This is a genomic window from Flammeovirga aprica JL-4, from assembly GCF_012844305.1.
Lineage (GTDB): Bacteria > Bacteroidota > Bacteroidia > Cytophagales > Flammeovirgaceae > Flammeovirga > Flammeovirga aprica.
Map to the genome: position 1 here is coordinate 1 of NZ_JABANE010000042.1, position 25325 is coordinate 25325.

17 protein-coding genes are annotated in these 25325 nt (G+C 35.3%); 10 read left to right on the forward strand and 7 right to left on the reverse strand.

Annotation, left to right across the window (positions count from 1 at the left end; genetic code table 11):
• Positions 1 to 138 precede the first annotated feature (138 nt).
• Both HHU12_RS15870 and HHU12_RS15875 read left to right on the forward strand, forming a co-directional pair.
• A complete protein-coding gene (locus HHU12_RS15870; RefSeq protein ID WP_169657732.1) occupies positions 139 to 2373 on the forward strand; it encodes a TonB-dependent receptor plug domain-containing protein in 2235 nt (744 codons plus the stop codon).
• Positions 2370 to 3182 carry a hypothetical protein gene (locus tag HHU12_RS15875; protein WP_169657733.1) on the forward strand — a complete coding sequence of 271 codons (813 nt, stop codon included), beginning with the start codon at positions 2370 to 2372 and terminating at the stop codon, positions 3180 to 3182. The genes HHU12_RS15870 and HHU12_RS15875 overlap by 4 nt, the downstream gene beginning before the upstream one ends.
• A gap of 2 nt (positions 3183 to 3184) precedes the next feature.
• On the opposite strand, the gene HHU12_RS15880 is transcribed toward HHU12_RS15875, so the two are convergent.
• Together HHU12_RS15880 and HHU12_RS15885 are read right to left on the reverse strand one after the other, a co-directional pair.
• Complete coding sequence (locus HHU12_RS15880; protein WP_169657734.1) at positions 3185 to 3400, reverse strand: hypothetical protein; 216 nt, start codon at positions 3398 to 3400, stop codon at positions 3185 to 3187.
• Positions 3397 to 3588: a DUF6132 family protein gene (locus HHU12_RS15885; protein ID WP_169657735.1), complete on the reverse strand. Its 192-nt coding sequence runs from the start codon at positions 3586 to 3588 to the stop codon at positions 3397 to 3399. The genes HHU12_RS15880 and HHU12_RS15885 overlap by 4 nt, the downstream gene beginning before the upstream one ends.
• Positions 3589 to 3665: 77 nt before the next feature.
• On the opposite strand from HHU12_RS15885, the gene HHU12_RS15890 reads away from it, so the two are divergent.
• Positions 3666 to 4640, forward strand: coding sequence for a helix-turn-helix transcriptional regulator (locus tag HHU12_RS15890; RefSeq protein ID WP_169657736.1), 975 nt, complete (start codon positions 3666 to 3668; stop codon positions 4638 to 4640).
• Between the two features lie 591 nt (positions 4641 to 5231).
• On the opposite strand, the gene HHU12_RS15895 is transcribed toward HHU12_RS15890, so the two are convergent.
• On the reverse strand, positions 5232 to 6032 hold the full coding sequence (locus HHU12_RS15895) for a hypothetical protein (protein WP_169657737.1): 801 nt from the start codon (positions 6030 to 6032) through the stop codon (positions 5232 to 5234).
• Positions 6033 to 6627: 595 nt separating this feature from the next.
• Here HHU12_RS15895 and HHU12_RS15900 point away from each other — a divergent pair.
• Both HHU12_RS15900 and HHU12_RS15905 read left to right on the forward strand, forming a co-directional pair.
• Entirely contained in the window at positions 6628 to 7917 is a 1290-nt protein-coding gene (locus HHU12_RS15900; RefSeq protein ID WP_205959896.1) for an alpha-L-fucosidase, read from the forward strand.
• A 159-nt stretch (positions 7918 to 8076) separates the two neighbouring features.
• Positions 8077 to 8565, forward strand: coding sequence for a DUF6174 domain-containing protein (locus tag HHU12_RS15905; RefSeq protein ID WP_169657739.1), 489 nt, complete (start codon positions 8077 to 8079; stop codon positions 8563 to 8565).
• Between the two features lie 93 nt (positions 8566 to 8658).
• On the opposite strand, the gene HHU12_RS15910 is transcribed toward HHU12_RS15905, so the two are convergent.
• Positions 8659 to 10713 carry a M13 family metallopeptidase gene (locus tag HHU12_RS15910; RefSeq protein WP_169657740.1) on the reverse strand — a complete coding sequence of 685 codons (2055 nt, stop codon included), beginning with the start codon at positions 10711 to 10713 and terminating at the stop codon, positions 8659 to 8661.
• Positions 10714 to 10979: 266 nt separating this feature from the next.
• On the opposite strand from HHU12_RS15910, the gene HHU12_RS15915 reads away from it, so the two are divergent.
• The 5 genes from HHU12_RS15915 to HHU12_RS15935 all read left to right on the forward strand — a co-directional run bounded on the left by HHU12_RS15915 (position 10980) and on the right by HHU12_RS15935 (position 19072).
• The gene (locus tag HHU12_RS15915; RefSeq protein WP_169657741.1) at positions 10980 to 12554 is read left to right on the forward strand and encodes a SulP family inorganic anion transporter; all 1575 of its coding nucleotides are present in this window, start codon (positions 10980 to 10982) and stop codon (positions 12552 to 12554) included.
• A gap of 553 nt (positions 12555 to 13107) precedes the next feature.
• Entirely contained in the window at positions 13108 to 14745 is a 1638-nt protein-coding gene (locus HHU12_RS15920) for a DUF6377 domain-containing protein (RefSeq protein WP_169657742.1), read from the forward strand.
• A 198-nt stretch (positions 14746 to 14943) separates the two neighbouring features.
• Positions 14944 to 17085, forward strand: a complete 2142-nt coding sequence (locus tag HHU12_RS15925; protein WP_205959897.1) for a glycoside hydrolase family 97 protein — start codon at positions 14944 to 14946, stop codon at positions 17083 to 17085.
• A gap of 202 nt (positions 17086 to 17287) precedes the next feature.
• A complete protein-coding gene (locus tag HHU12_RS15930; RefSeq protein ID WP_169657744.1) occupies positions 17288 to 18418 on the forward strand; it encodes a BamA/TamA family outer membrane protein in 1131 nt (376 codons plus the stop codon).
• 252 nt (positions 18419 to 18670) lie between these two features.
• Positions 18671 to 19072 carry a hypothetical protein gene (locus HHU12_RS15935; protein WP_169657745.1) on the forward strand — a complete coding sequence of 134 codons (402 nt, stop codon included), beginning with the start codon at positions 18671 to 18673 and terminating at the stop codon, positions 19070 to 19072.
• A 205-nt stretch (positions 19073 to 19277) separates the two neighbouring features.
• On the opposite strand, the gene HHU12_RS15940 is transcribed toward HHU12_RS15935, so the two are convergent.
• From HHU12_RS15940 to HHU12_RS15950, 3 genes are all read right to left on the reverse strand, one after another.
• Positions 19278 to 21881: a two-component regulator propeller domain-containing protein gene (locus tag HHU12_RS15940; RefSeq protein WP_169657746.1), complete on the reverse strand. Its 2604-nt coding sequence runs from the start codon at positions 21879 to 21881 to the stop codon at positions 19278 to 19280.
• Positions 21882 to 22461: 580 nt separating this feature from the next.
• Entirely contained in the window at positions 22462 to 23514 is a 1053-nt protein-coding gene (locus HHU12_RS15945) for a family 16 glycosylhydrolase (protein WP_169657747.1), read from the reverse strand.
• Positions 23515 to 24003: 489 nt separating this feature from the next.
• Entirely contained in the window at positions 24004 to 24981 is a 978-nt protein-coding gene (locus HHU12_RS15950; RefSeq protein ID WP_169657748.1) for an Ig-like domain-containing protein, read from the reverse strand.
• Between the last annotated feature and the right edge of the window lie 344 nt (positions 24982 to 25325).

Below are 25325 nucleotides of genomic sequence, written 5' to 3' on the forward strand. Positions count from 1 at the left end.
GAAAAACATTACTATAAATGTGGTAATTTTAGTAACGGATGTAGCTAGATCAACCTAAAATAGCCATCACCAAAATAATTTATATTTTTCATTTTACAGAGAGAGTAGGACATGCTCTCTCTGTATTTTTTTATCTGAATGCGTTTCTTCCCGATTACAATCTTATTCCTCTTTTATGTTCATTTTATTGCGGGACAGACGAAAGTGATCATAAAAGACAAAAAAAACTTACAGCCCATTCAGCATGTAACAGCGATATCTTACAGCCAAAAATTAATAGGAGAAAGTGATCCAAATGGAATATTGATATTAGATTCTTCTATTTTGAGAGATACTTTATTTCTTACCCATTGGGATTATAAAACTTTGCCTATTTTACTTTCTTCTGATTCCACAGTATATCTTATTTCGAAGACGGATACTTTGGAAGTGGTGGCAATAGAAGGTAAAGCAATAGAAGAACAAAAAGCCATACAGTTCACAAGAAATGAAATTGTGAATCTCTCTCCCTCTTTTCTATCTTCCTTTAATTTAGAACGCAATCTTCAAGTACTTCCTGGAGTGACAGTGACCAATGATACACAGTCTGGCTTATATGTAAGAGGTTCTCACAGAGGAGAAAGCAGGGTTTTGTTCAATAATATACCTCAGTATTCTTCCAATCACCTTTTTGGTTTAGCAAGCAACTATCAAGAGGATCTATTAGGAAAAATAGCTTTTCATAAGGGGTATTTTCCCTCCTCAATGTACAATGGAATAATGAGCTTCCTTACCGTAGATGTGGATGATCAAATTCCTGAAAAAACATCTTTGAAATTAGGGTTGGGGACATTGAGTTCTGAAATCTATTCGAAAGTAAGAATCAATGAAAGTACAAAAATAGATGTTGGTTATCGTAGAGCGTACTTAGATTGGATAGGCGGTTATTATAATGATATACAGAATGAAGACTTGATTCCAATTTACACCTTTGATGATTTTAGTGTCAATGCCGTTAAAAAGCTCAATAAAAATGATAAACTAAATCTCACTTATATTTCATCTTATGATAATATAAAATCAACTCTTAACAAGAACTTGATAAATAGTGAATGGTTTGCTCAGACTGTAGCGATGAATTACCTTAAATTAACCAAGTTCGGAGTGTTTGAGTTTTATGCCGGATTGAATGCAAATCAGTTTAGTTTTCAGCATTCTCATGAAGCAGATAATGATAAAACTTCAGCAGATAATGATTTGAATAGTTATATAGCTGGGACAAAATTCTTCAGAGATATTAATGAGAATTTGAAAATAGAATCTGCAATAGAATATCAACAAGTGAGGGGGAAAGTAAAGAACTACTGGGAATTGCCTTCTAGTAAAAAAAGGGAGTTTGAAAATGATATTTCATCTGTACATCAACACAATTTTTCAACACATTTTTACTATCAAATAAGCTCGCTTTTGAATGTGGATGGAGGTGTAAATTTGAATTATTATACCAGAGATCAATTTCAGGACTTACAGCTAGCTCCTCGATTATCTTTTAATTTTACGACAGAAAATCACCTCATCAATCTATCTTATACTAAGAGTTTTCAGAACATTCATTATCTGCCTTATATCGGTTTTGATATGCCAATTGATATGTGGGATTGGACCAATGAAAATATTGCCCCTTTGTCATCAGATAACCTTCAGTTAGATTATAGTGTCACTCTTTTACCGGAGGTGAAATTAACGGCGGGCATTTTTTATACCTATAAAAAGAATGTGATTGATTATAAAGATGGGGCTGAGTATTTGTATAACGATTGGGATAATGAGCAGATTACCCAAGGAATTGAGCACATCAAAGGAGGGGAAATTGAGTTGAATTCTTCTTTTTTCAATCTTCCATTGAGAGCATCTTATACTTATCTTGATGCAGAAAGAAGTAACCCGGAGCTTTATAATGGAGCACCTTATCAAAACGCTTATTCTCCAAAGCATCAGTTTACCTTTGCTGTCAACAAAAAGCTCACGCAAAGACTTTCTTTCAATTGTAATTGGTATTATTCCACTGGACAAAGAATTACAATCCCAACATCATTTATCTTATCAACTCCTTCAAATCAGACGGGTACAACGGTCATTCCAGTTTATCAAGAAAGGAACAATTTTGAATTGCCGGCAAGCCATAGGATGGATGTAAGTGCTAATTATTTGATTCCAGTACGTTCCAATCAATTACACCTGACATTAAGTATCTTCAATGTCTATAATAATAAAAATGCCTATTTTGTTTCTTTTGAGAAAGTCACCAGAGAAAACGAACCGTCCCTTATACAAGGGAGGAAAAAAGCATTAATACCATTTCTGCCATCTTTTAAAATCACTTATCAATTATGAAATTAAATATATGGATAGTGCTGTTACTTCTTTTGGGGTGCAGTGCTGAGGAGGAATGGATAAATATTCCGTCTAACAGTGAACGTTTTTTCTCGGTCGAGGCTTATCTGACAGACAATAGAAAAATAGAAATTACAGTAATTAATAATATCCTTCTGACAGATGAACTGATCGTAAAACCGGTGTGGTACGCGGATGTTTTTGTTTCGAACAACGAACAAGAATATGCACTGAAAAACTTAACTTATACTAGAAGCGCAGATAACCGTTTTATCAATTACGTTTCTGATGATGATATCTCCTTTGAAGAAGGAACACTCTCGCTCTCCATTGATTACAAAGATTCTATTTTTCTTACAGCAGAGGCTTCAGTGTTATCGCCTGTTACTTTAGATTCTGTATTATTATATGACAGCCAGAATGTGGGTTTTTATTTTGAAAAAGGAGAGGATACAGAATATTACAAGACGTTGGTTTATGTGTATTTGAAAGATACAATGAAGGAAGTGAATCAAATACATCATATTGATGCTACCCAAAACACATTGGTGATCAATGAAACGATAGACGAACTTATGGATGCGGATTCAGCTTATTATATTTTATCAAAAATATCGAAAGATCATTATATGTATGAGCGGTCTGTACGAAATGCTATTTTGGCTAATATAGAACCAACTGTAAAAGCAGATACCATTTATTCTAATATACAAAATGCAAAAGGGATCTTTACTTTTATGTCGAATGATACCATAAAAGTAGATTTATCGGAAATAGAATTAGGAGAAAGAATAGTGATCAGCAATTGATCCTAATCACACCCACAACTATCATTTCCACTACCACAACAGCTTTTTGCAGATCTGCAACCCACTTTCATTACGCCCATCACAATACTCAAGAATGCCCCAATCACTATCCCCACAATATCCTGATCCATTAATGATGGAATAACCACAGCAATGCCCAGTACCAGCCAAAGGATTCTTGTAATGGGCCAATTATATTTTAATGTCTTGAAATTCATTTTTTCTTTTTAAATAAATCAATAAACAATACTCCCATAACACTTCCGTAGAGTGTACTGTTTAAAGGTTTGGAAGTAATAGTACACGTACCGCTCAAACAGCCGATTTGACTGTAATAAAGGTAGCCCAAAAATGCTCCGGCAAGTAAGCCGATCAAGTGAAATTTGTATGTTTGGAATAATTTCATTTTGATTTCTTTTCTACAAAAATACGGTTTACAAATGGTATATTGTGTAACAAGTATCACATATTGAGGATTGAACTTTGAAGAAATATACAATAAAAGAACACGAAACCACCGACTTGTATCAGTTTTTTGCAGATGAATTTGATGGTCAATGGGATGGAGAGCGTTTACATGTGAATCATGAGGATGTAAAAATAGATATTACCTATTATGAAGATATTTTTGGTGTGTCGGTTGGTATTAATGAGGTTTCATTCAAGGAGGATACGATTATTTCGATAGAACAGGATTTGGCACCGCTATTAATTGTTCGTTTTATTATCAATTCTGAATTCAATTTACCGCAAAGAGATAATATCAGCGTTGGGCCCAATCATCTTAATGGCGTTTTATTGTCTAATACTGAAACACCCATTGAAATAAAATTACTGAAAGGAGAGGTGATACGATGGATTGCCGTTCGTGTGCGGATTGAAGACTGGGTGAAAATAGTAAATGGGCGTTTTACACAGTTAGATCAACTTTTTAAAAGTAAAGAGCCTTGGGTGATTGCAAAGCCTGTTACTACTTTGATGGAAAAGAACCTGCATGAAATTCTGGCATTAAGGGAGAAAGATTATGGGCATAGAGTGTTGTCAATAGCCAAAGCAATAGAACTATTGGCGTTGTTATTTACACAACTGATCAAAGAAGATGAGCAGGGAGAAGAGTTAGGTTTGTTGCAGGAAGATTATGAGGTGATTTTAGAAATCAAAAAACTATTGGAAAAGGATTATGTCAATCCGCCGAAAATTGAGGAGTTGTCGAAAATGTTTGCACAGAGCGTAACCAAATTAAGGCAAAACTTCAAAAAGGTAACCGGTTTGCCTATCCATCAGTTTGTGATGAAAGAAAGGTATGCAGAGGCGTATAAAAGAATCATTAATTCTAAAGATGCGATTACAGAAATTGCCTTGGATTTAGGATTTAGCAATTCAGCCCACTTTTCAGATGGCTTCAAAAAGCAGTTTTCTATCTCTCCTTCAAAACTCCGTTCAGAAATGCCGGATTAATCACAATCTGATATTAATTAATCATTTTTTGATATGCTGTAGTAGACAATGTTATTACCTTTGTGCACCAATCAAGATAGTAGTAAACAAGTTTTAGTGAATCAGATAGCATAGTGTAATTTACTTCTATTCGAGGTAGAATTAAATTACCAGCAATTAAAAATGAGAAAAACAGCTTACGTAGTGTAGGCTGTTTTTTTGTTTATATCCAGAGCTAAAAACAAAGATGTGTTGTTTTTCGAAAAGAAGATGACGGATTTTAAAATCCCTTTTCCCATTTTATGCAGACATTTGTAAAGTCAATAGAAGATAGTATAAATACCAACAACTAAATTGTAAACTGATTTGACTAGTACTTGTCAATAAAAATATTTGCAATTAAAAATGAGGAAATACAGCCTGCAGATTGTGGGCTGTTTTTTTTTGTGTAAGAACAAATTCAAAATTATCTAATACTAATTCTATTTATTATTTTGCGATTACTTCCTTCAAAAAACTTTCAATAGAACCACTATTAATACGTTTTTTAGCGTTGTACTCACAAAAAATAAATTAGAATTAACTATGATTTATTTTTGACTTTGTACTTATTTAATTTTTCTCCTCCTCAGTCACAGTGATTTCTTCCACAATATCTCCATTTTCACCTAAGTATCCCCAGTTTCCAGCCGAAGCTTCTTTCTCAAGTAAGTATTTGATTCCTATAGATTGAAATACATCGTTATAATAATAGAGATTGCCAACAATCTTTTTTGTGAAAATAAAACGGACCTCATTCCTTTCCACATGAGTTTGAGCACTGATAAACTCATCATTAGTATCCAGATTGACTAAAAGGAGTTCATCATTGTGGTAATTATTATATTTTTTTGCACTGTCGAAGAAATGAAAAAGTCTGCTGCCTGTAAATACAGTGACAATGATTCCTAAAGATAGGTTGAACCAGAAAAACCATTTTGCCTTTTTGAAGGAGTAAATAAGGAATATAATCACACAGGAGAAGAAAATAATGAAAAATATAGACAGCTGTTCTTCATCTTGGAAGCGATGCTGTTCATAAGCTTCAAGAAGGTTAGGGGATTGATCAATAATTTTCATTACAGGACCTGACAGCACGTACATACTGCCCCCAATGATCAGTAAAGCAATAGTGATGATAAGGGCTTTGTTGCCACGTACACTATTTTTGGAAAGTATGGCACAGGCCAAAAATGAAATAGAGCCTATTAAGATCAGCGTAGCAAACACGATATGACCTGTAAGGTAAATATGCTGACTTTCCCTCTCAAGCAGGAACTGATACCCATCTGAAAATAAAAAATGGAGGATTAATGGACAGCTGATAAGGATCAGCATGAAAAAAAATGAAAAAATAATTTGTCTAAGTTTCATGATTTGGAATACGGTAATGTGAATGTTTCTAGCTCCTGAAGCACTAATTGATTTTTAATAAGTTGAATAGTTTGTTAGTCTATTTACACTATTTATAGCATTTCTTATTTGTAATTTGCTTTTAGTCATTGAAGCTGTAGAAGCTAGTCTTTAATTTCCTTACTATAATAGTCTGTTTTAATTTATAATACAAATTTATTGGGATTGTGTGCTTTGTAACCCGATTTTTCATCCTTCAATTTGAAATGAAGCGTCCAAAACTAGAATGTTGTTTTTTGAAAGTAATCTGTTGTTTTTTAGAATTTAGTCTTAAAAGTAATGTGCACCTTTGTATTATCAATGTAGACAAATAATGACGTAAGCACGTTATCGAAAATACATAACAATTAAAAATGAGGAAATACAGCCTGCAGTTTGTGGGCTGTTTTTTTTATTTAATACATTTTTCAATTATTTAAATCGGTTTCGTTTTTATACCGGTGAATATATCTGCTTTTTTGAACTTGAAATGAAAATCAAATTATTATCAAAGATGAGAAACCTAATACTACAATTTTTATTAACCCTTTTACCCTTATCAATATTCTCACAGGAGATGAAAAGCTACGATGAGAGAATGCAATGGTTCAAAGATGCTAAACTAGGTGTCTTTATACATTGGGGGTACTATGGCGTAAATGGTATCAGTGAGTCTTGGTCTATGTACCATCAGAGAATTACATGGGAGGACTACATGAAGCAAGGGGAACAATTCACAGCAGAGAAGTACGATCCGAAAGAATGGGCCCAACTCTTTAAAAGCATGGGTGCTGATTATGTAGTGATGACCTCTAAACATCACGACGGTCTGGCACTTTGGGACTCAAAATATTCCAAACTTGATGCAAAAGATCATGCAAAAGCCGGAAGAGACCTTTACACTCCTTATGTAGAAGCTGTTCGTGTAGCAGGAATGAAAGTAGGGGTTTACTATTCACTTTGTGATTGGTCACACCCTGATTATTCGCCTATTACATTCCCAAGAGATGAGAAAACGCTGAGAAAGCTTTATCCTCAAGGGAAAACGGAGAAATACTGGACGGAATGGCAAAGATTCCAGTATTTCAACTTTAATCAGATGAGAGAATTATTTGATAATTATACCCCTGATTTAGTTTGGTTTGATGGTGACTGGGAGCACAAATCACATGAATGGCCTTCAAGAGCCATCAAGGATTCTTTATTAACATGGAACCCGAACGTGGTGGTCAATTCAAGATTAAATCAATACGGCGATTACAACACGCCAGAGCAAGATCCTCCTATTTTAACTCCCGACCGACCATGGGAACTGTGCATGACGATGAATACAAGCTGGGGCTATTTCCCAACCGATACTGATTATAAATCATCAAAATATTTGGTGGAAACATTAGTAGAATCGATTTCTAAAGGAGGTAATTTGTTGATTAATATTGGCCCGAAACCAAATGGTGAAATAGCTGAAGAACAAAGAACTCGTCTGGAAGATATTGGCCGATGGGTACAGAAACATGATGAGGCCGTACATGGAACTGTAGCAGGTTTGGAATACGGTCATTATTTTGGTCCTACAACTTTATCTGAAGACAGAAAGACCATTTATTTATACAACTTTCAGAAACCAAGTGAGTTTGTGACTTTGAAAGGAGTGAAAAATAAGGTGAAGAAAATTAGAGTAGTCGGCTCTGACCAAGAGTTGGAATATAAAGTAAATGACTCTGCCCCTTGGAACGAGATTCCGGGTATTGTTCAGATTTTTACACCTGAGAATATAGCAGATGAGTATGTAACGGTGATTGCTGTGGAGATTGAAGGAGAAGTGGAATTATATAGAGGCATTGGTCACGCTATTGAGTTGAATTAATAGGCGTATTACATATAAATATATTGTATCAAGAGGAAGGGTGATCTACAACGATTATTCTTCCTTTTTTTATTAATTATTAGGTGGAAAATAGAGCTACTTTAAGGAATGTGAGTACCTTTACACTAACTTTTAAAAACTTAACTAAACTATTAGATCATGAAAAACTTACTATTATTCACAATTGCTTTTCTCTTTTTCTCATGTAATAATGACAAATCAATTTTTGATTTTGATCAAGATACTTATGATAAAAACCTAGCATTATGGACCGAAAGCGATATTAAAGATTATTCATTCACACAGCAAATGTTTTCATCGTCTTTTGGAGGACAACCGAAAGTCAAAGTAATGATAAAAGACGGGAGCTATGATTCTTTTACAGTCGAGCCGGGAATGGAAGGTTTTAATCTGGAATTCTATAAAACAGTACCAGAACTATATGCTTTTATAGAACGTATAGCAACAGAAAGCAAAGCAAAAATTAATGATGCTGAAGACCCTATGGAAGGAGTTGTCATTGAAGTAGAGTATCATGATACTTTTTATTATCCAACCAAAATTTATTGCGGAGGAATTTACCCTGATGGGTATGTAGGTGGTTTGAGCATCACAATAAATGTGAGTGATTTTCAATTAACAGAATAAAATAAAAGGGAAAAGCAACGTAAAGTATCGTTACTTTTCCCTTTTTAAGCAGTTACACAACTGCTTAAGTCCTCCTATTTTAGAAAGGATTGATTACCAAACCTTCGCTCTTTCTGCAGGAGCAACATACATAGAATCACCTTCTACGATGTTGAATGCTGTATAGAAAGGATCGAAATCTGATAAAGGACCCACTGCTCTATATTGACCTGGAGAGTGAGGATCTGTTTGAATCTGAGTTCTCAAAGCCTCTTCTCTTGATTTTGTTCTCCAGATAGTAGCCCATGAAAGGAAGAAACGTTGCTCAGGAGTAAAACCGTCAATGTTACCAGGCTTTTCAGGTTGTAACGATAAATAGCGTTGTAAACCATCATAAGCAACAGCAACACCACCAAGGTCAGCAATATTTTCACCTAAAGTAAGTTCGCCATTGATATGCAAGCCTTCGATTGGCTCATAACCGTTGTATTGTTTTACTACCATCTCAGCTTTTCCTTTGAAAGCCTCGTCATCACCAGAAGTCCACCAGTCTTTCATTTCACCGTGAGCATCAAAACGACGTCCTGAATCATCAAAACCGTGTGAGATTTCGTGACCAATTACTGCACCGATACCGCCATAGTTTACAGCTTCATCTGCTTGGTAGTTGTAGAAAGGAGGTTGTAAAATTGCCGCCGGGAATACAATCTCGTTGTATAATGGGTGATAGTAAGCGTTTACAGTTTGAGGAGTCATACCCCATTTCGTTTTGTCAACAGGCTTACCGTATTCCTTCATGTTTTTAGCAAATTGGAATTTGCTGCTGTTTACAATGTTTTGGAAGTAAGCATCCTTAGAAATTTCAAGACCTTCGTAAGTTTCCCATTTGTCAGGATAACCAATTTTCACATTGAAAGCTTCTAACTTTACAAGTGCCTTTTCTTTAGTTTCAGGAGTCATCCAGTCCACACCTTTAATACGTGCAGCAAATGCTTCTTTGATATTGGCTACCATTTTGTCTGCTTTCTGCTTCGCTTCCTCAGGGAAAACCTCTTGAACATAAAGTTTACCTAAAGCAAAACCTACAAGACCATTTGTAGTACCCAATACACGCTTCCAACGAGGACGGTTCTCTTCCAAACCTCTCATTTTCTTACCATAGAAATCAAAGCTTTCATCTACAAAGTTGCTGCTTAAATAAGGAGCGGCCTCATGTACAATGTGCCATTTCAAGTACAACTGAATAGTTTCCAATGAAGCCTTAGCAATCATATCATCTAATACCTCAAAATATGGAGGGTGAGTGACAATAACGGTTTCAGTAGGTACGTTGATATCTTTTAAATACTGTTCCCAGTTGATGACCTTACACATTTTTTGGAGTTCAGCCACCGTACGTAAATTGTACATTCTTGTAGGGTCTCTTTCTTCAACAGGTGTCAGGTTGAACTGTGCTAAAGCATTTTCAAACTCAAAAACTTGTTGTGCCGCTTTTTCTGCATTAGGGATCGTCAATAAGTTAAACATATTTGTGATATGCTTTACGTACTGCTCTCTAGTCACCTCAGAGGCTGAATCTTGTTTTGTGTAATAGTCTTTGTTTGGAAGACCAAGACCGCCATAGCCAATATAGAAAGATTGAATTTCACTGTTTTTCAAATCCTGGAATACACTTGGTCCAAAAATCACATCAGTTTGTGATTTGTGTAATTCAGTTAAAACAGCCTGAAGTCCATCTTTAGATTTAAGACCGTCGATTAAAGTCATGAAAGGAGCGAGAGGCTGTGTGCCAAGCTTTTCAATAGTAGCTGAATCCATACCACTTTTGTAAACATAAACAGCTTTCATTTCGTCGCTGCCTTCTTTTAGTTTACCCGAAGCAATAGCATTGTTAAGGACGTCTAGCGTTGCTTTTTCATTACGCTCACGCAACTCGTCAAAGCTACCCCATCTACCTCTATCGGCAGGGATTTCAGCTTTTTTCATCCATCCACCGTTAGCGTAAGTATAGAAATTTTGACCAGGAGTTACTGAAGTGTCCATGTTCGATAGATCAAGAGCCTTTTCTGATGCAACTTCCTCTTTTGCAGTTTGGTTACCGCATGAAGTATACATCAAAGCACTGACACCTAGTGTGACACTAAGAGCTTTTGTTAATAGAGTTTTCATTCTTATGATTTATATTTCAATGTCTGTTAAGCAAATGTAGAAGATTTTTTTATATGATAAAGTTCAAAAACTAATATTATCTAGCTTTTTGTTTAAACAAATATGTGTAAAAGAGACGTTTTTTCTTATTTTTATTAAACAAAACTAATGTTGCAGTAATCGCTAAGCATTTGTAAATAAAATAGTTAAGTGGTTGAATGCTGATAAGTGCTAAAAAAACATATTTATTCGCTTTTCTTCTGCTATTTCCTTAACCATATACTAACATGATGAATCAACAAACCAATTTTTTTTCAGATTTAAAATATGATCTCCCTGCAAGTATAGTGGTGTTTTTAGTAGCCATGCCATTATGTTTAGGAATTGCACTGGCTTCAGGTGCTCCACTTTTTTCTGGTATCATTGCAGGTATAGTAGGAGGTATCATTGTTTCTCTGGTCAGTGGATCGGCTTTGGGTGTCAGTGGTCCGGCGGCAGGGCTGGCGGTCATTGTATTGAATGCCATTCATGATCTGGGTACTTTTGAAACGTTTTTGCTAGCCGTTGTTTTTGCGGGAGTGTTTCAAATTATTTTAGGGGTTTTAAAAGCCGGTGTCATTGGTTACTATTTTCCCTCTTCCGTCATCAAAGGAATGCTGAGTGGTATCGGTTTGATTATTTTCCTGAAACAAATACCACATGCCTTGGGCTATGACGAGGACCCGGAAGGAGATTTTGCTTTTTTTCAGGTAGATGGACACAACACCTTCAGTGAATTGTTTTACATGTTTGAAGCCATTACGCCGGGAGCAGTAGTCATTTCCATAGTATCTCTTACTATTTTAATTCTTTGGGAGAAACCCATCATCAAGAAAACAGTTTTATCAAGAGTGCCAGGACCTTTGATTGCCGTTGGCCTTGGCGTTATTTTGAATGTGATTTTTGATGATATTCCTGTCTTAGATATAAGTGAAGAACACTTAGTGGCATTGCCGGTTGCAGAGAGTCTCACTGATTTCTTTGCTCAATTTACCACTCCAGATTTCTCACAGCTTGCCAACAGTCAGGTTTATATAGTAGCATTGACCATTGCCATTGTTGGTAGTTTGGAAACTTTACTTTCTGTAGAAGCCACTGATAAGTTAGACCCTCAAAAGAGAATTACACCTACTAACCGAGAATTAGTAGCTCAGGGAACCGGTAATATTATTTCTGGTTTAATAGGAGGGTTGCCTATCACCCAAGTGATTGTCCGCAGTTCAGCCAACATTCAGACGGGTGGCCGTACTAAAACTTCCGCCTTCCTGCATGGTGTTTTCCTATTGATTTGTGTAATGGGAATTCCAAAAATTTTAAACTTGATTCCTCTGGCTTGTTTGGCCTCCATACTTTTAGTGATTGGTTATAAACTGACCAACCCCAAACAGTTCATCACTCTCTATAAAAAAGATTTCTCATTATTCTTGCCATTTGTAGTAACAGTGATTGGTATAGTATTCACAGATTTACTCAAAGGTATTGGCTTGGGTATGGCTGTTGGTATCATTCATATCCTCTGGAATAACTTTAAGGTGCCTTATCATCTTAACCCTGATTATTTGAAAAGCAATGAGCCAATTCATATTCAATTAGCGGAAGAGGTGAGCTTCTTGAACAAGGCGAGTATACTGAGAACTTTGAAGATTATGCCGAATGAAAGTGAGGTGATTATAGATGCTTCAAAGAATCTATCCATGCATCCTGATGTGGTAGAAATCATTCAAGATTTCAAGAAAAATGCTCTAACCAGAAATATTAATGTGAAGTTGGTAGGTTTTGAGGATGAAAATGACCTTGAAGTGGAGGAAGAAGAGATGACATAAAATGCTTTGAGCCAAAATATCTGTTTCATTAGGTCTATTTTTAAATGATAGTGAATGTTTTTTTTAAATGATAAAACATCGATTAAACATCAATACGCATTACTATAAGTGTTTACTTATAAAGTGGCACCTCAATAAACGTAAGGAGCACGATTAAAAAATATTTAATGATTAAGATTGTAATGTCTTGTAAGTATGAAAATGAAAAAATCGAATTAAACGCTTTAAGTAGTTATTGAAAACTGTACTTAAAGTTCATTTCAATTCACTTCTTTTTCGGTCAATGGAAAGCATTTCATTGACCGAATTTTTGAAAATATGAAAATGAAAATGGTTATAGATAGTTTCTTTTAAATACACTTTTAGGGTAGTTATTAGAAAGTAGATTAGAACAGATACTTGGTAAAAAGAATGTACAACAATGAAAAATTGTTAGAGGAAAAAAGAGATCTTATGGATCTCTTTTTTTGTTAACAAGTACTAGGCTGTAGGTGGATTTTGTCTGTTAGTTTACTTATTTTACTTTCAACATGTAAATGAATAAAAATAATATATGCGATCAGCGACACTCCTTTTCGGAATATTGGTTTTATGTTCTTCTTTTGCATTAAATGCGAATGATAAGCAGCTTTTGAATAGGTTAGATGAACTATTGGAGCAAAGAGAATCTTATTTTGAGAAGAGAACCGATGAAATAAAAGGTATCAATCAGTTATTGGAAATTGAAAGCAATTCTAATAGAAAGTATGAATTGATAAAGAGGATCACACAGAAATACCTTCCTTATAATGCTGATTCAGCACTTTATTATTCAAGAAAAGGCCTAAAACTGGCCAATGAGTTACAGCAAGAGCATACAATAATTGAAGCAAGACTACTTTTGGCCCAAGCTTATATCCTTGTGGGGCTGTACCACGAATCAGTGGCTATTTTAAACGAATACGAAGGAGTTGCATTGCCTGAAGCCTATCAATCGCAGTTTTTTTCCATCAATGCAGTGTTGTATAACACGCTTTCTTCATTAAGAAATACTTCTTCGATTAGAAGCACTTACCGTCAGAAATGGGAAGGATACGAAACCAGCTTGATGAATGCTTTACCGGAAAATGATTTGGGGCATCATTTAGCGAAAGCAGAATTATATAAAGAAACGGGAAGGCTGGAAGAGGCTATTGTTATATTGGAAGGTATTCTGAAAGGTGTGAAAATTGAAGATAGAGTGTATGCTTCTACTGCCTATACATTGGCAGACGCTTATGGAAGAAAAGGATTAACAGATAAAAAAATCGATTTTCTCACATTATCATCTCAGTCTGATATTCTAAATGGTGTTAAAGAGCATACTTCTTTAAGAGAATTAGCCATGGAGCTGTATAAAATCAATGAAATCAGCCGGGCATATCACTATATAAAAGTGGCCTTGGATGATGCGGTGGAGAGTAATGCACAGTTGAGGCGGTCTGAAGTATTGGAGATTTTACCTTTGATTGATCATTCCTATCAAGAAAATAGAGAGAAGGTAAAAAGGTACATTATGATTTTTACGGTCGTGGTTTGCATCTTGTTGATCATTCTTATTTTCGGTTTGATTTTTATTCAGAAGCAGAAGAAGGAGTTAGAATCTTCAAATGCACAGGTCAAAGAAACCAATCAGCTATTGAGTCAGCTTAATGACGAATTGCAAAGCAGTAAACAGGAAATTGAAAATGCCAATAAACAGTTGATGAACGTCAATAATATTCAGGAAGAATCTATTGCGAGGTATCTAAAATTGTGTTCGACTTATATTGGCAAATTGGATGATTATAGAATGCAACTCTTGAGAAAAGGCAATAAATCCAATAAAGAAGATCTCTTGAGAATCCTAAAGTCAAAAGAAATAGTGGATCAGGAATTGAAAATTTTCTATAAAGATTTTGATCAGTCCTTTTTAAAACTTTACCCCAACTTTGTAGAAAGTTATAATGACCTAATGGTAGATGGTGCAAAAATCACATTAAAGAAGAATGAGCTGCTGAATACAGAATTAAGAGTTTTTGCGTTAGTAAGATTGGGGATAGAGGAAAGTACACAAATTGCTGAATTTTTGAGATACTCAATCACAACTATTTATAACTACAGAACAAAAGCACGTAACAATGCGAAGGCTGGAAGGGAAGATTTTGAAAAACAATTAATGAAAATTCAATAACAACCCTTTTTTATTGGCCCTGATTCCGCAAAATATATAAAAGTGTTACTACTTTTTAAAGGTTTTTAATTGGTGTTATATTGTTGTTTTTCAGTATTTTAATTAAATTAATCAACTACTTTTTAACAACTTTCCCTTTTGAGGGTGTAAAACATACACTAAGTTTGTGATATCGAAATGAAAAACAATCACGCAATTATGAGAACATATTTATTAGCTATCTTAATGGCAGTATTTACCTTACAAGTAAATGCTCAATCTTTACAATCACCTAGTGGTAATTTCACTATGACGTTTGATGTAAATGGAGAAGGTACTCCTACGTATGCATTGGACTTAGACGGTGAAGCGATCATTAAAGAAAGTAAGCTTGGTCTTCAATTAAAAGATGCTGAAGATTTAATCAAAGGCTTTAAAGTAGTAGATACTAAAGAGTCTTCTGCTGACGAAACTTGGGAGCCTGTATGGGGTGAATCAAAAGAAATCAGAAACCACTACAACGAGTTAGTAGTAACATTAAATCAAAAGTCAACAGACAGAACAATGGTGATCCGTTTCCGTCTTTTTGATGATGGTTTAGGTTTCAGATATGAGTTCCCAGAGCAAAAGAACTTAGTTTACTTCGTAATCGAAGAAGAAAGAACGCAGTTTGCAATGGCGGGTGACCACAAAGCATGGTGGATCCCTGGTGACTACGATACACAAGAGTATGATTATGTAACTTCTAAATTATCTGAAATTAGAGGTTTAATGGAAAAGGCATATACAGGAAACGTTTCTCAGCAAGGTTTCTCTCAAACAGGTGTACAAACTGCATTGATGATGAAATCTGAGTCAGGTATTTACATCAACCTTCACGAAGCGGCATTAGTAGAGTACTCATGTATGCACTTAGATTTGGATGATAAGAACATGATTTTCGAATCTCACTTAACGCCAGACGCTGAAGGTGTAAAAGGTTACATGCAAGCACCTCGCCCTACGCCTTGGAGAACAGTTATCGCTTCTAAAAATGCAGGTGATATCTTATTATCAAAAATCACTTTGAACTTGAACGAGCCATGTGCTATCGAAGACGTATCATGGATCAAGCCAGTAAAATATATGGGTGTATGGTGGGAAATGATCACAGGTATGAGCTCATGGGCTTACACTGATGATGTGCACTCAGTACACTTAGGAGTAACAGACTACTCTAAAACGAAGCCTAACGGTAAGCACGCTGCAAACACTGAAAACGTAAAAAGATATATCGACTTCGCTTCAGAGCACGGATTTGATGCTTTATTAGTAGAAGGATGGAACGAAGGATGGGAAGACTGGTTCGGTAAGTCTAAAGACTACGTTTTCGATTTCGTAACGCCTTACCCTGACTTTGATGTGGATGAAGTACGTGAATATGCGAAATCTAAAAACATCAAAATGATGATGCACCACGAAACTTCTGGTTCTGTAAGAAACTACGAGCGTCACATGGATGCAGCATACCAATTCATGGCGGACAACGGTTACAACTCTGTAAAATCAGGTTATGTAGGACCAATCTTGCCAAGAGGTGATCACCACTACTCACAGTGGATCAACAACCACTACTTACATGCAGTGAAAAAAGCGGCGGATTACAAAATCATGGTCAATGCTCACGAAGCGGTTCGTCCTACAGGTTTAAGCAGAACTTACCCTAACTTGATCGGTAACGAATCTGCAAGAGGAACAGAGTATGAAGCATTCGTTGGTAACAACGTTGATCACACTACAATCCTTCCATTCACAAGATTAGTGGGTGGTCCTATGGATTACACTCCAGGTATCTTCGTAACAGACATCAGCGAGTACGATCCAAGCAGAACTTCTTATGTAAGAACTACAATCGCTCGTCAGTTAGCATTGTACGTGACAATGTACTCTCCATTACAAATGGCAGCGGACTTGCCACAACACTATGAGAAATTCATGGATGCGTTCCAATTCATCAAAGACGTAGCAATTGACTGGGACGAAACATTGGTATTAGAAGCTGAGCCAGGTGACTACATCACTTATGCTCGTAAGGAAAAAGGTGCTGACAACTGGTTTGTGGGTAAAACAAACGACGAAACACCTCGTACTTCTACAATCAAATTTGATTTCTTAACAGAAGGTAAAAAATACATCGCAACAGTATACGCTGATGCTAAGGATGCTCACTTCAAAGACAATCCTCAAGCATACGAAATCAAGAAATACGTTGTGACGAGCAAATCTAAATTATCTCAATTTACTGCTCCAGGTGGTGGTTATGCAATCAGCATCACAGAAGCAAAAGATAAGTCTGAGTTAAAAGGTTTGAAGAAATTATAGAAAAATCATCCTGCTCTTCCTTGGGGTTAACTTAAGGTCGTGGCAGGAGATTTATTTCGAAACGTAAAGTAGAAATTTAACCTAGCTGCATTTTGTAGCTAGGTTATTTTTTTTATAACATAAATTAAATTGAACGTTTGAATAGTAATAGTTAATTTTGTAGTATCCAAAGTTAAGATGCTAATGCATTGATACACATACTATGAACAGACATTCTATTTTAGGTTTATTTCTCATTGTTACCTTCTCATTTGCTACTTATGGACAGGAGAAAAAAGATAAAAACCTCAAGTTTTCAGCTTTAGGGGGACCAGGGTATTCACCTGATTACGGTTTATTGATTGGTGGTACAATGCTTTTTACCTTTAAAACGAACCCCTTAAATCAAGATTTACGAAAATCTGTAGTTCCTCTTCACTTTACTATTCTAGAAGAAGGTTATAATGTACAGATTCACCCTCAGTTATTTTTGAAAGGAGGTGATATCAGAGTGTTTTCAGATATTGAATACCTCAACAACTACAATCATTATTACGGTTTTGGCTTCGAAGAGAATAGATATATTCCAAGGGGTAAGGAAACTACTCAATACTTTCAAAACACATTTATTTTTAGAAATGATGTCCTTTTCAGAATCAACGATTCTCATTTTTTCATAGGCCCCTCTTTAGATTATACCGATAGAAGGCTCACAGATGTAGCGGAAGGAATAAAAGACGACTGGATCTATAATATACAAGGAGGTACAGATGAGGGAATCAATTTCAGAAATGTAGGTTTTGGTCTCCGCTTAACTTATGATACCAGAGATATTCCTGTCAACGCTTATTCTGGCGTGTATTTTAATGTCAGTTCCCGATTTTACAACAAGAGTTTGGGGAGCACAACAAATTGGGGTGTTTTCACTGCCGAATACAGACAATATAAAAAGCTTCCAAAATTAGGAGAACGAAAAGTGCTGGCATGGACAGCAAATGTAAGGTCAACAATAGGCAATGTGCCTTTTACAGATATGTCTTTGATTGGTTCTCCTTATGATTTGAGAGGTTATTATAAGGGGCAGTTCCGTCATAGAACAGCCGCATATATGTTGGCAGAATTCAGGTCGATGTGGAATTCCCCTTCCAAATTTGTCAATAAATTAGGCTATACGGTTTGGGGAGGAGTAGGAATGATTGGCCCAGATCTGCTAACGCCTGAAGGCATCCTTCCTAACTTCGGAGTGGGCCTAAGGTATGAGGTACAACCGAGAATGAATTTCAGGATTGATATTGGTCACGATCCTCTTCAAAAACAAACGCTGATCTATTTTAATATGACTGAAGCCTTCTAATTTTTTAGAAATACGAAAACCACTGCAACCTTATTTTGTAGTTCTAGCTGATCTGTTCGAAAAAGGAGAAATAACTGTTCCGTTTCAAGAAACTCTGTTCGTTAACGAACATTAAGTATTTGGTGTATTGCTATATATGTGTATTTAAATAGCTGAAAATGAGTTTTTTGTAATTTTATGGCACAAAGATGGAATCTTATAAAAGTGTAAAACAAAACGTAATCATTACAAAAACTTAAAAAAATTACTCTTATGAAAAAGTTATTTATCTCTTTAGTTATCGCATTATCTTCAGTAGTTTCTTTTGCTTCAAACCTTGAAAATTCAAGTGAAACAAATACAGCAAAATTATCAGAAATGATTGCCAAGGCTGATGCTAACGATTGGGAAACTTATAAAAAAGCAGCGCTTTTATCGATCAACTGGAATGCTGATTTGGAATTGGCAAAAGAATGGATTGATACATCAATCTCAATCGAAGAGAACGCAGAAAACTTAGAAGTATTAGGTGACTACTATGTTAGAGTTGGTGATACTGAAAAAGGTTTAGCTACTTACATGAAAGCACTTTCTACAGACATCACTTCAATTGATGTAAAACATAGAGACAGCCTTCAAAGAAAAATCTTAGTTTACTCAAAATTAAATAAGTAATTCATATTACTCTTGCCATTAAATAGGGAGAGTAATTAAAGATAAAAGCTATTATAAATGAATAGTTTGTTGTAATAGTGCCAATAGAAAGTTCGTATATTAAAAATTACTTGATCATTAGTTAGATGAAGTACATCCCTTCAAGGAGCAATTCTTGGAGGGATTTTTTTGTGTCTTATGAGTGCAACGTATTGAAAAAAGTGCACTAAAACTCTCTTACAAATTTATGCAGATCCACTCCTTGTTCAAGGTTTAATTTCTTTCTTAATCGATAACGGCTTGTATCAAGGCTTCGAGGTGTGATATGCATCAGTTCAGCAATCTCTTTACTGCTCAAATTGATACGGATAAAGGATAAAATTCTAATATCATTAGCCGTGAGAGAAGGGTATTGTTCAGTGATTGACTTAATAAAATCTTGTTGGATTTCTGAAAACAACTGATGGAAAAGCAGGTCTTTTTTCTCTTTGTTTACTTCATTGTCAATCAATTGTGACCACTTTTTGGCCTCATTGCTTTTCATTTTATCCAATCCAGCCTGCACTTTTACCAGAAAAGCATCTTTATGATTGATGATTTCCATGTATTTCAGCAACTGTTCTTCTTTCAGTGAAATGATTTCTTTCGCATTTTGCTGTTCCAAGTATTCCTTTTCAGAAGTAAGTTTTTTGAAGTAAATGGATTTGACTAGTTTTCTAATCAAATAAGAAATCAATATACTCAACAGCAAGATAGGAATGAGCAGAAGTGCCGTTTCATACCAATATTTTTCGATACTGAATTTCAATTGGCTCTCTTTTATTTTTCCTTCATTGAGTATGCATTGAAGCAGAACAGTGTATTCACCACCTTCAAGTTTCTGTTTGGTAAAAGAAGAGGAAGTATTTTCCCAATCCGACCATTCCTGATCTACTGGCAGTAGTTTATATCTGAATTGTGCCCTGTCGGAAGAGAGTTTATCAATTTGGAAATTGAAGGTAATGTCCTTTTCTCCTTTACCCAGTATTATTTCATGAAGATAGGGGTAGCTGTATTTTTTCTTTTCATTGGTGATTTCAAGTGAGGTGATAATAGGCTGTGCTTCTTTTTTGAAGAGAGATTGATATTTCACATCGAAAGTCACTACTCCTCTGTCTGTTGCTAATCGCAATAAATCATCTTTAAAATCTAAAAACTCAAACCCATCATTAATGTCAGGATTGAGGGGTTTCATTAATGAAGCATAAGAATGAACACTTCCATCAGACAGTACTTCCAGCAGGTTTAGCTTCCCTTCCTGAATAAAACTGACGTAATTCTCTTTTTTATTAAATGCCAGACAAGCTATATCCCCTTCAGTGATAGTGTTGAGTAAAGGGTGGTCCAGTGGCTTGAATTGCTCTTTTTTATAGGTGAAGAATTGTTGGCCATTCCAGAAAATCAGGCGTTTATTGGTCTTGAAAATTCTGTTGATCCCTTTTTGTGAAGTGACACTGATTGTAGCATCTATATTTAATGTGATTTTTAGAAGATCCTTATTTTTAATTTCTCCCCAAATACAATTATTGTTCTTATCATAATACAATTGTGCAAAGCCATATACATCCGGCTTACTTACATACCACAACTTCCCTTTATCTTTTGCATAAACCATCAGTCCGTCGTAAGTAGAAACCACATAGAAAGGAGTACCTTCAAAAGTGGCGATGTCTGTAACACCTGTTTCAATATCAGTGTGTTGGAGTTTATTATTCTTATACCATGAAAGGCCGGCGTTATGACTGATAAAAAGAGCATCATCAATGACTTTAGTATTCCAAATCTGCCCTTTTATGTCGTTTTGTAATTCAAATTTTTGGTGGATATCAGACACGAAAAGTCCTTTATTGGTACTAAGAACTGTTTTTTGTTGATAATCTGTGATCGAGTAGGTTGCCGCACTTTTAAAAAGAGCAGTAAAAGCACTTTGCATTTCCAGCTTTGCAATGCCATAATCCAGGCCTAACCAGATATTTCCTCTCTTGTCTTTGGCCATTGACAAGACCGTATTGTCCAATAAACCATCTTCTTGATTTGCTTGATTCGAAAGCTGACCTGACTGATCTATCCTTACAAAACCATCCGTTACGGTGCCTATGCCTATAGATTGATGATCATAAGACAGTCCGGTAAAAAAGGCTTTGTTTTGCAGTGCCGTTGGTAAGGAGATTGGAGTAGCTTTTTCACCATCATATTGATAAATTTTTCCATTATGAAGAGGAATATAAAGAGCATTATTGTGAACAAAAAGATGACGTACCTGCTGATTGATAAAAGCATCAATTTTCTGCTGAAATTCCAATTGCCTTTTAGAAATATAGCCTATTCTACCATCTCTGAAGAGTATCCACACTTTATCATTCCATTTCACAGAAGCACTGATACCTTCATAATGAGTGATAATCTTTGTTGTTTTTTCTAATTTATGATAAAGAATAATTTTATCTTCTGTTTGAAAAACCACTGTATTTTCCACCACTTCAATATTCCAGATCTGTTCATAATCAAGAATACCGATGGATGTAAATTCAAATTGTCCCTCTTTTGTTTTTGAGAAATAACCATACTCTTTACCGCCTGCCCAAATCACACTTTCATCAATACATAAAGACCTCACGCCCTCTTTAGAAGGCAATTGTACTAAGCCCCATTCGCTATGATTATGATAAAGCATTCCTTCCGAATTTCCGAAATATACAATGCCATATTCATCTACTTTTACGTCCCAGTTTTGTCTACCTGCCTGATAATCATTTTTATCATAGTTGATAATATGAGGTGTTTTTATCATTCCATTAGAAGAAAAAAGCGGGAAGGAAACAAAAAAAACAAGGCTTAATAAAAATATTTTTCTAACTGAAAATGAGAAAGTAGTGTAGTGTGCTTTTCTTGAAAAAAACTGATACTGTGGGTATGAATCGTTAAAAAAAGACAGTTCCGAAAAGCCTGTAATCATTGGAGTTAATATTAAGTATAAATCAAAAATTAGTCATTTCATGTAGGAAGGAGGAACCTTCTTGTCAAATATACTTAAGTACTTGGAAAAAAGAAAAAATCATAGTTCCGGGAGGATTATATCAAAACTTTCATTGCTTATAAGTACAAAATCAAAATTTTCTATGATTTATTTTTGATTTAGTGCATAAAAAAATAAAGTACCTCCATAGAAACCTACAGAGGTACTTTCATACATAATTATCTAACCTGAAGTTTGAAGTATAGTTTTGGCGTTATTAAAGGTTTAAGTCGAATCGTACATTCTCTATTCGTATAGTAACATGTTGGTATGAAAATGAAAAAAATCAGAGTACATCAAATCACTACAATAAGAGCATGTATTAATCATGCTCTATGTGATCAGTCGAATAATTTTATTTTAATTGGTATGCTCTTACATAATCTATTTCGAACAATACCTGATCATTGAAGATCGTGTTGTCAATTCCTTTTACACCACCCCATGAACCACCGATGGCAAGGTTGATGATTAAGAAAAACGGCTCATTAAAAGGCCAGTCACCACTGTCTCTTAACTGTGCAGTTTCTGCAAAAGTCTTGATCAATTCACCATCAATTGAAACGTGGATACGGTCAAAGCCATTGATTTCGTCTTCTACCCATTCCATCGTTACGATGTGGTAATCATCTGACATATTAGTGTCATATGTTTTTCCACCTTTCTGGTTTTGGCCGTTCATACCGTTTTTGTTTTTAGTATGCAGTGCACAATGGAAAGAATTAGGATCGTAACCCACATATTCCATAATGTCAATCTCACCAGCATGAGGCCAAGCACCGTAACCTAGCATCCAAAGTGCAGGCCAAGTACCTCTTCCGTCAGGCACTTTTAATCTTGCTTCAATCTTACCGTATCTGAAATCTTTTTTATTTTTTGATACAATACGAGCTGAAGTATACTCTTTTCCTAAATAGCTTTCCTTTCTTGCTTCAATGATTAGTTTGCCATTTTGAACACGAAGGTTTTCCTCACGGTCTGTGTAGTATTGTAGTTCGTTGTTACCACCGCCAGAGCCATTTACTTCATAAGACCAGTTGTCTTCGTTCAATGCAATTCCATCAAACTCATCTGCCCATACTAACTCGTATTCTAATGGAGTGACTTTTACATTGACAGTAGTTCGCTGATCACCATATGTAGCAGAAATAATAGCATCTCCGCTACCTACAGCAGTAATAACACCATGAAATACAGTTGCAACATCTTCATTATTTGATGCCCAAACTACAGTGGCGCCAGAGATAGTAGGAGCCTGTACTACTTTTACAGTAGCCGTTTGTCCCACTTTTACTTCTAGGGAAGAATGATCCAGTTCTAAATTGATGCCATCATCATTGGTAACATCATTGTTATCACAGCTTGTTAGGCTAAACAAACTCAATAACGTTAGGATTAAATATTTCATTTCTTATTATAATTTTTTGTTGGTTGTTATCTCAATAATAATAATCAACCGTTGATAATGTATGCTATAAAATAGGTTTAAAAGTATTGAAGTACTATTGAAGTAATTTTAAGTAACTCAAAAGCACCTTGCATGCAAGATGCCTTCGAGTAAGTACTAGGGGTAGAAGAAAAGGAATGTTTTGAATGAAGAATTATGTTTCTTGTTGTGGCTTAATAACCACCATAAAAACCATTTTCCGAACCATAATTCTACATTCTTCATTCTTCATTAAAAAAGTTCCATAACTTTTGTCCTAGTACTTAAGTACTGTGACAAAAGTAAAGGTACATTTTATCTTATCTTTTTTATCCTACTCTTCGTTAGATTTTTATCGCGTAACTAAGGCTATGCTCTGCAAATCTGCCTTGATTAGAATAAAAAATATTAAACTAAAATCATCCCTTTTCTTCTGTCACAGTACTTATTTATACCAATAACCCAAATTGCTTATTTTGTTTTCTTATAGAAGAACGCCGCGTCCATGTCAAGTGTAGTACCTGTAACTCCACCAGCTAATACTGCTAAGACATTTAAATTTGAAATAGGGCTGCTTAAGTTCAATCCTTGGTCGATAAGGTGTTGCATAGGGATCTCTACTGAGTGCCATTCACCATCTCTTGCAAAGTCAGTGTAAGGAGCGATTCCTTCTTGTGCTACCGATCCAACAACAACTTTGATCTCTGAAGTTCCATCAGCAAACATTAATGTATAAGAAGTGTTTTCTTGAGTACTTTTGAAAGCAGCGTGGAAAGCATAGTTTTCAGGATTTGCGTGGATAGCAGTCATATCAATTTCACCATAAGATGAGCTTGCAAAGAAACCTGCACCAGACCAACCTACAGTACCTACTACAAAGCTGATCCATCCTTCATCTAAGTTATAGAAGTTGTTGCCTTGAGGAGTACCATTGTTGAAAGTACCATCCCAGATGTATAAGAATTTTGTGCCTTCATCAGGACGCAAGTCAGCCGCTACTCTATCCTCGATAGATTCAAAAGAAGACTGATCCATTTGTACTACAAAATATTCATAACCTTTTAAAGTTGCAGGAAGACTAGGATCTGGCTCGCTTACTTCTGGCTCAGCTGCAGTCACTGTAACCGCACTAGAAGCTGTAAAAGCACCATGTGAAGCAACGATTGTAGCTGTACCTGCTTTTACTGCAGTGACTGTACCATTATCTACAGTGGCAACACTTGCATCAGAAGTACTCCATGCTACATCTCCAGTTACACCTGCTGGCTCAATGCTAGCTGTTAAACTTACCGTTTGACCTTCTTCAAGTTCAACAGTAGGTTGATCTATTGTAATTCCTGTTGCTGAAATAATATCATTAAGAATTTCTTCTGCTGCATTTTCAGAACAGCCGATTAATAATGAAGTAAGAGCGAAAAAAGTTCCTATTAGAAGTGCTTTGAATTTCATATTATAACGAAGATTAATAAGTAATACTGAAAAAATTTAAGTGTTCGCTAATCTTTTCACCATTAGAATAGATTGATAATTATCTAAGATTCATTTCATAATTTACAGCTTTGCATTAGCTGTATTGATTAGCGATTGCTTGTTACAATATTAGTTGTTAATAACTGTGTATTGAAAAAGTTGATGTCGACTTGATCATTACAGCTTATTTTCGTTATAGTCTAAATTACTACAACATGGTTTTGTAATTAATTGATAATTAGTGTTTTATTTATTTTGTAGCTTTAGAATCATTTAAATAAAAAGATGTACTTTTAACACTTTATTTTTGTAGAGTGATAAAT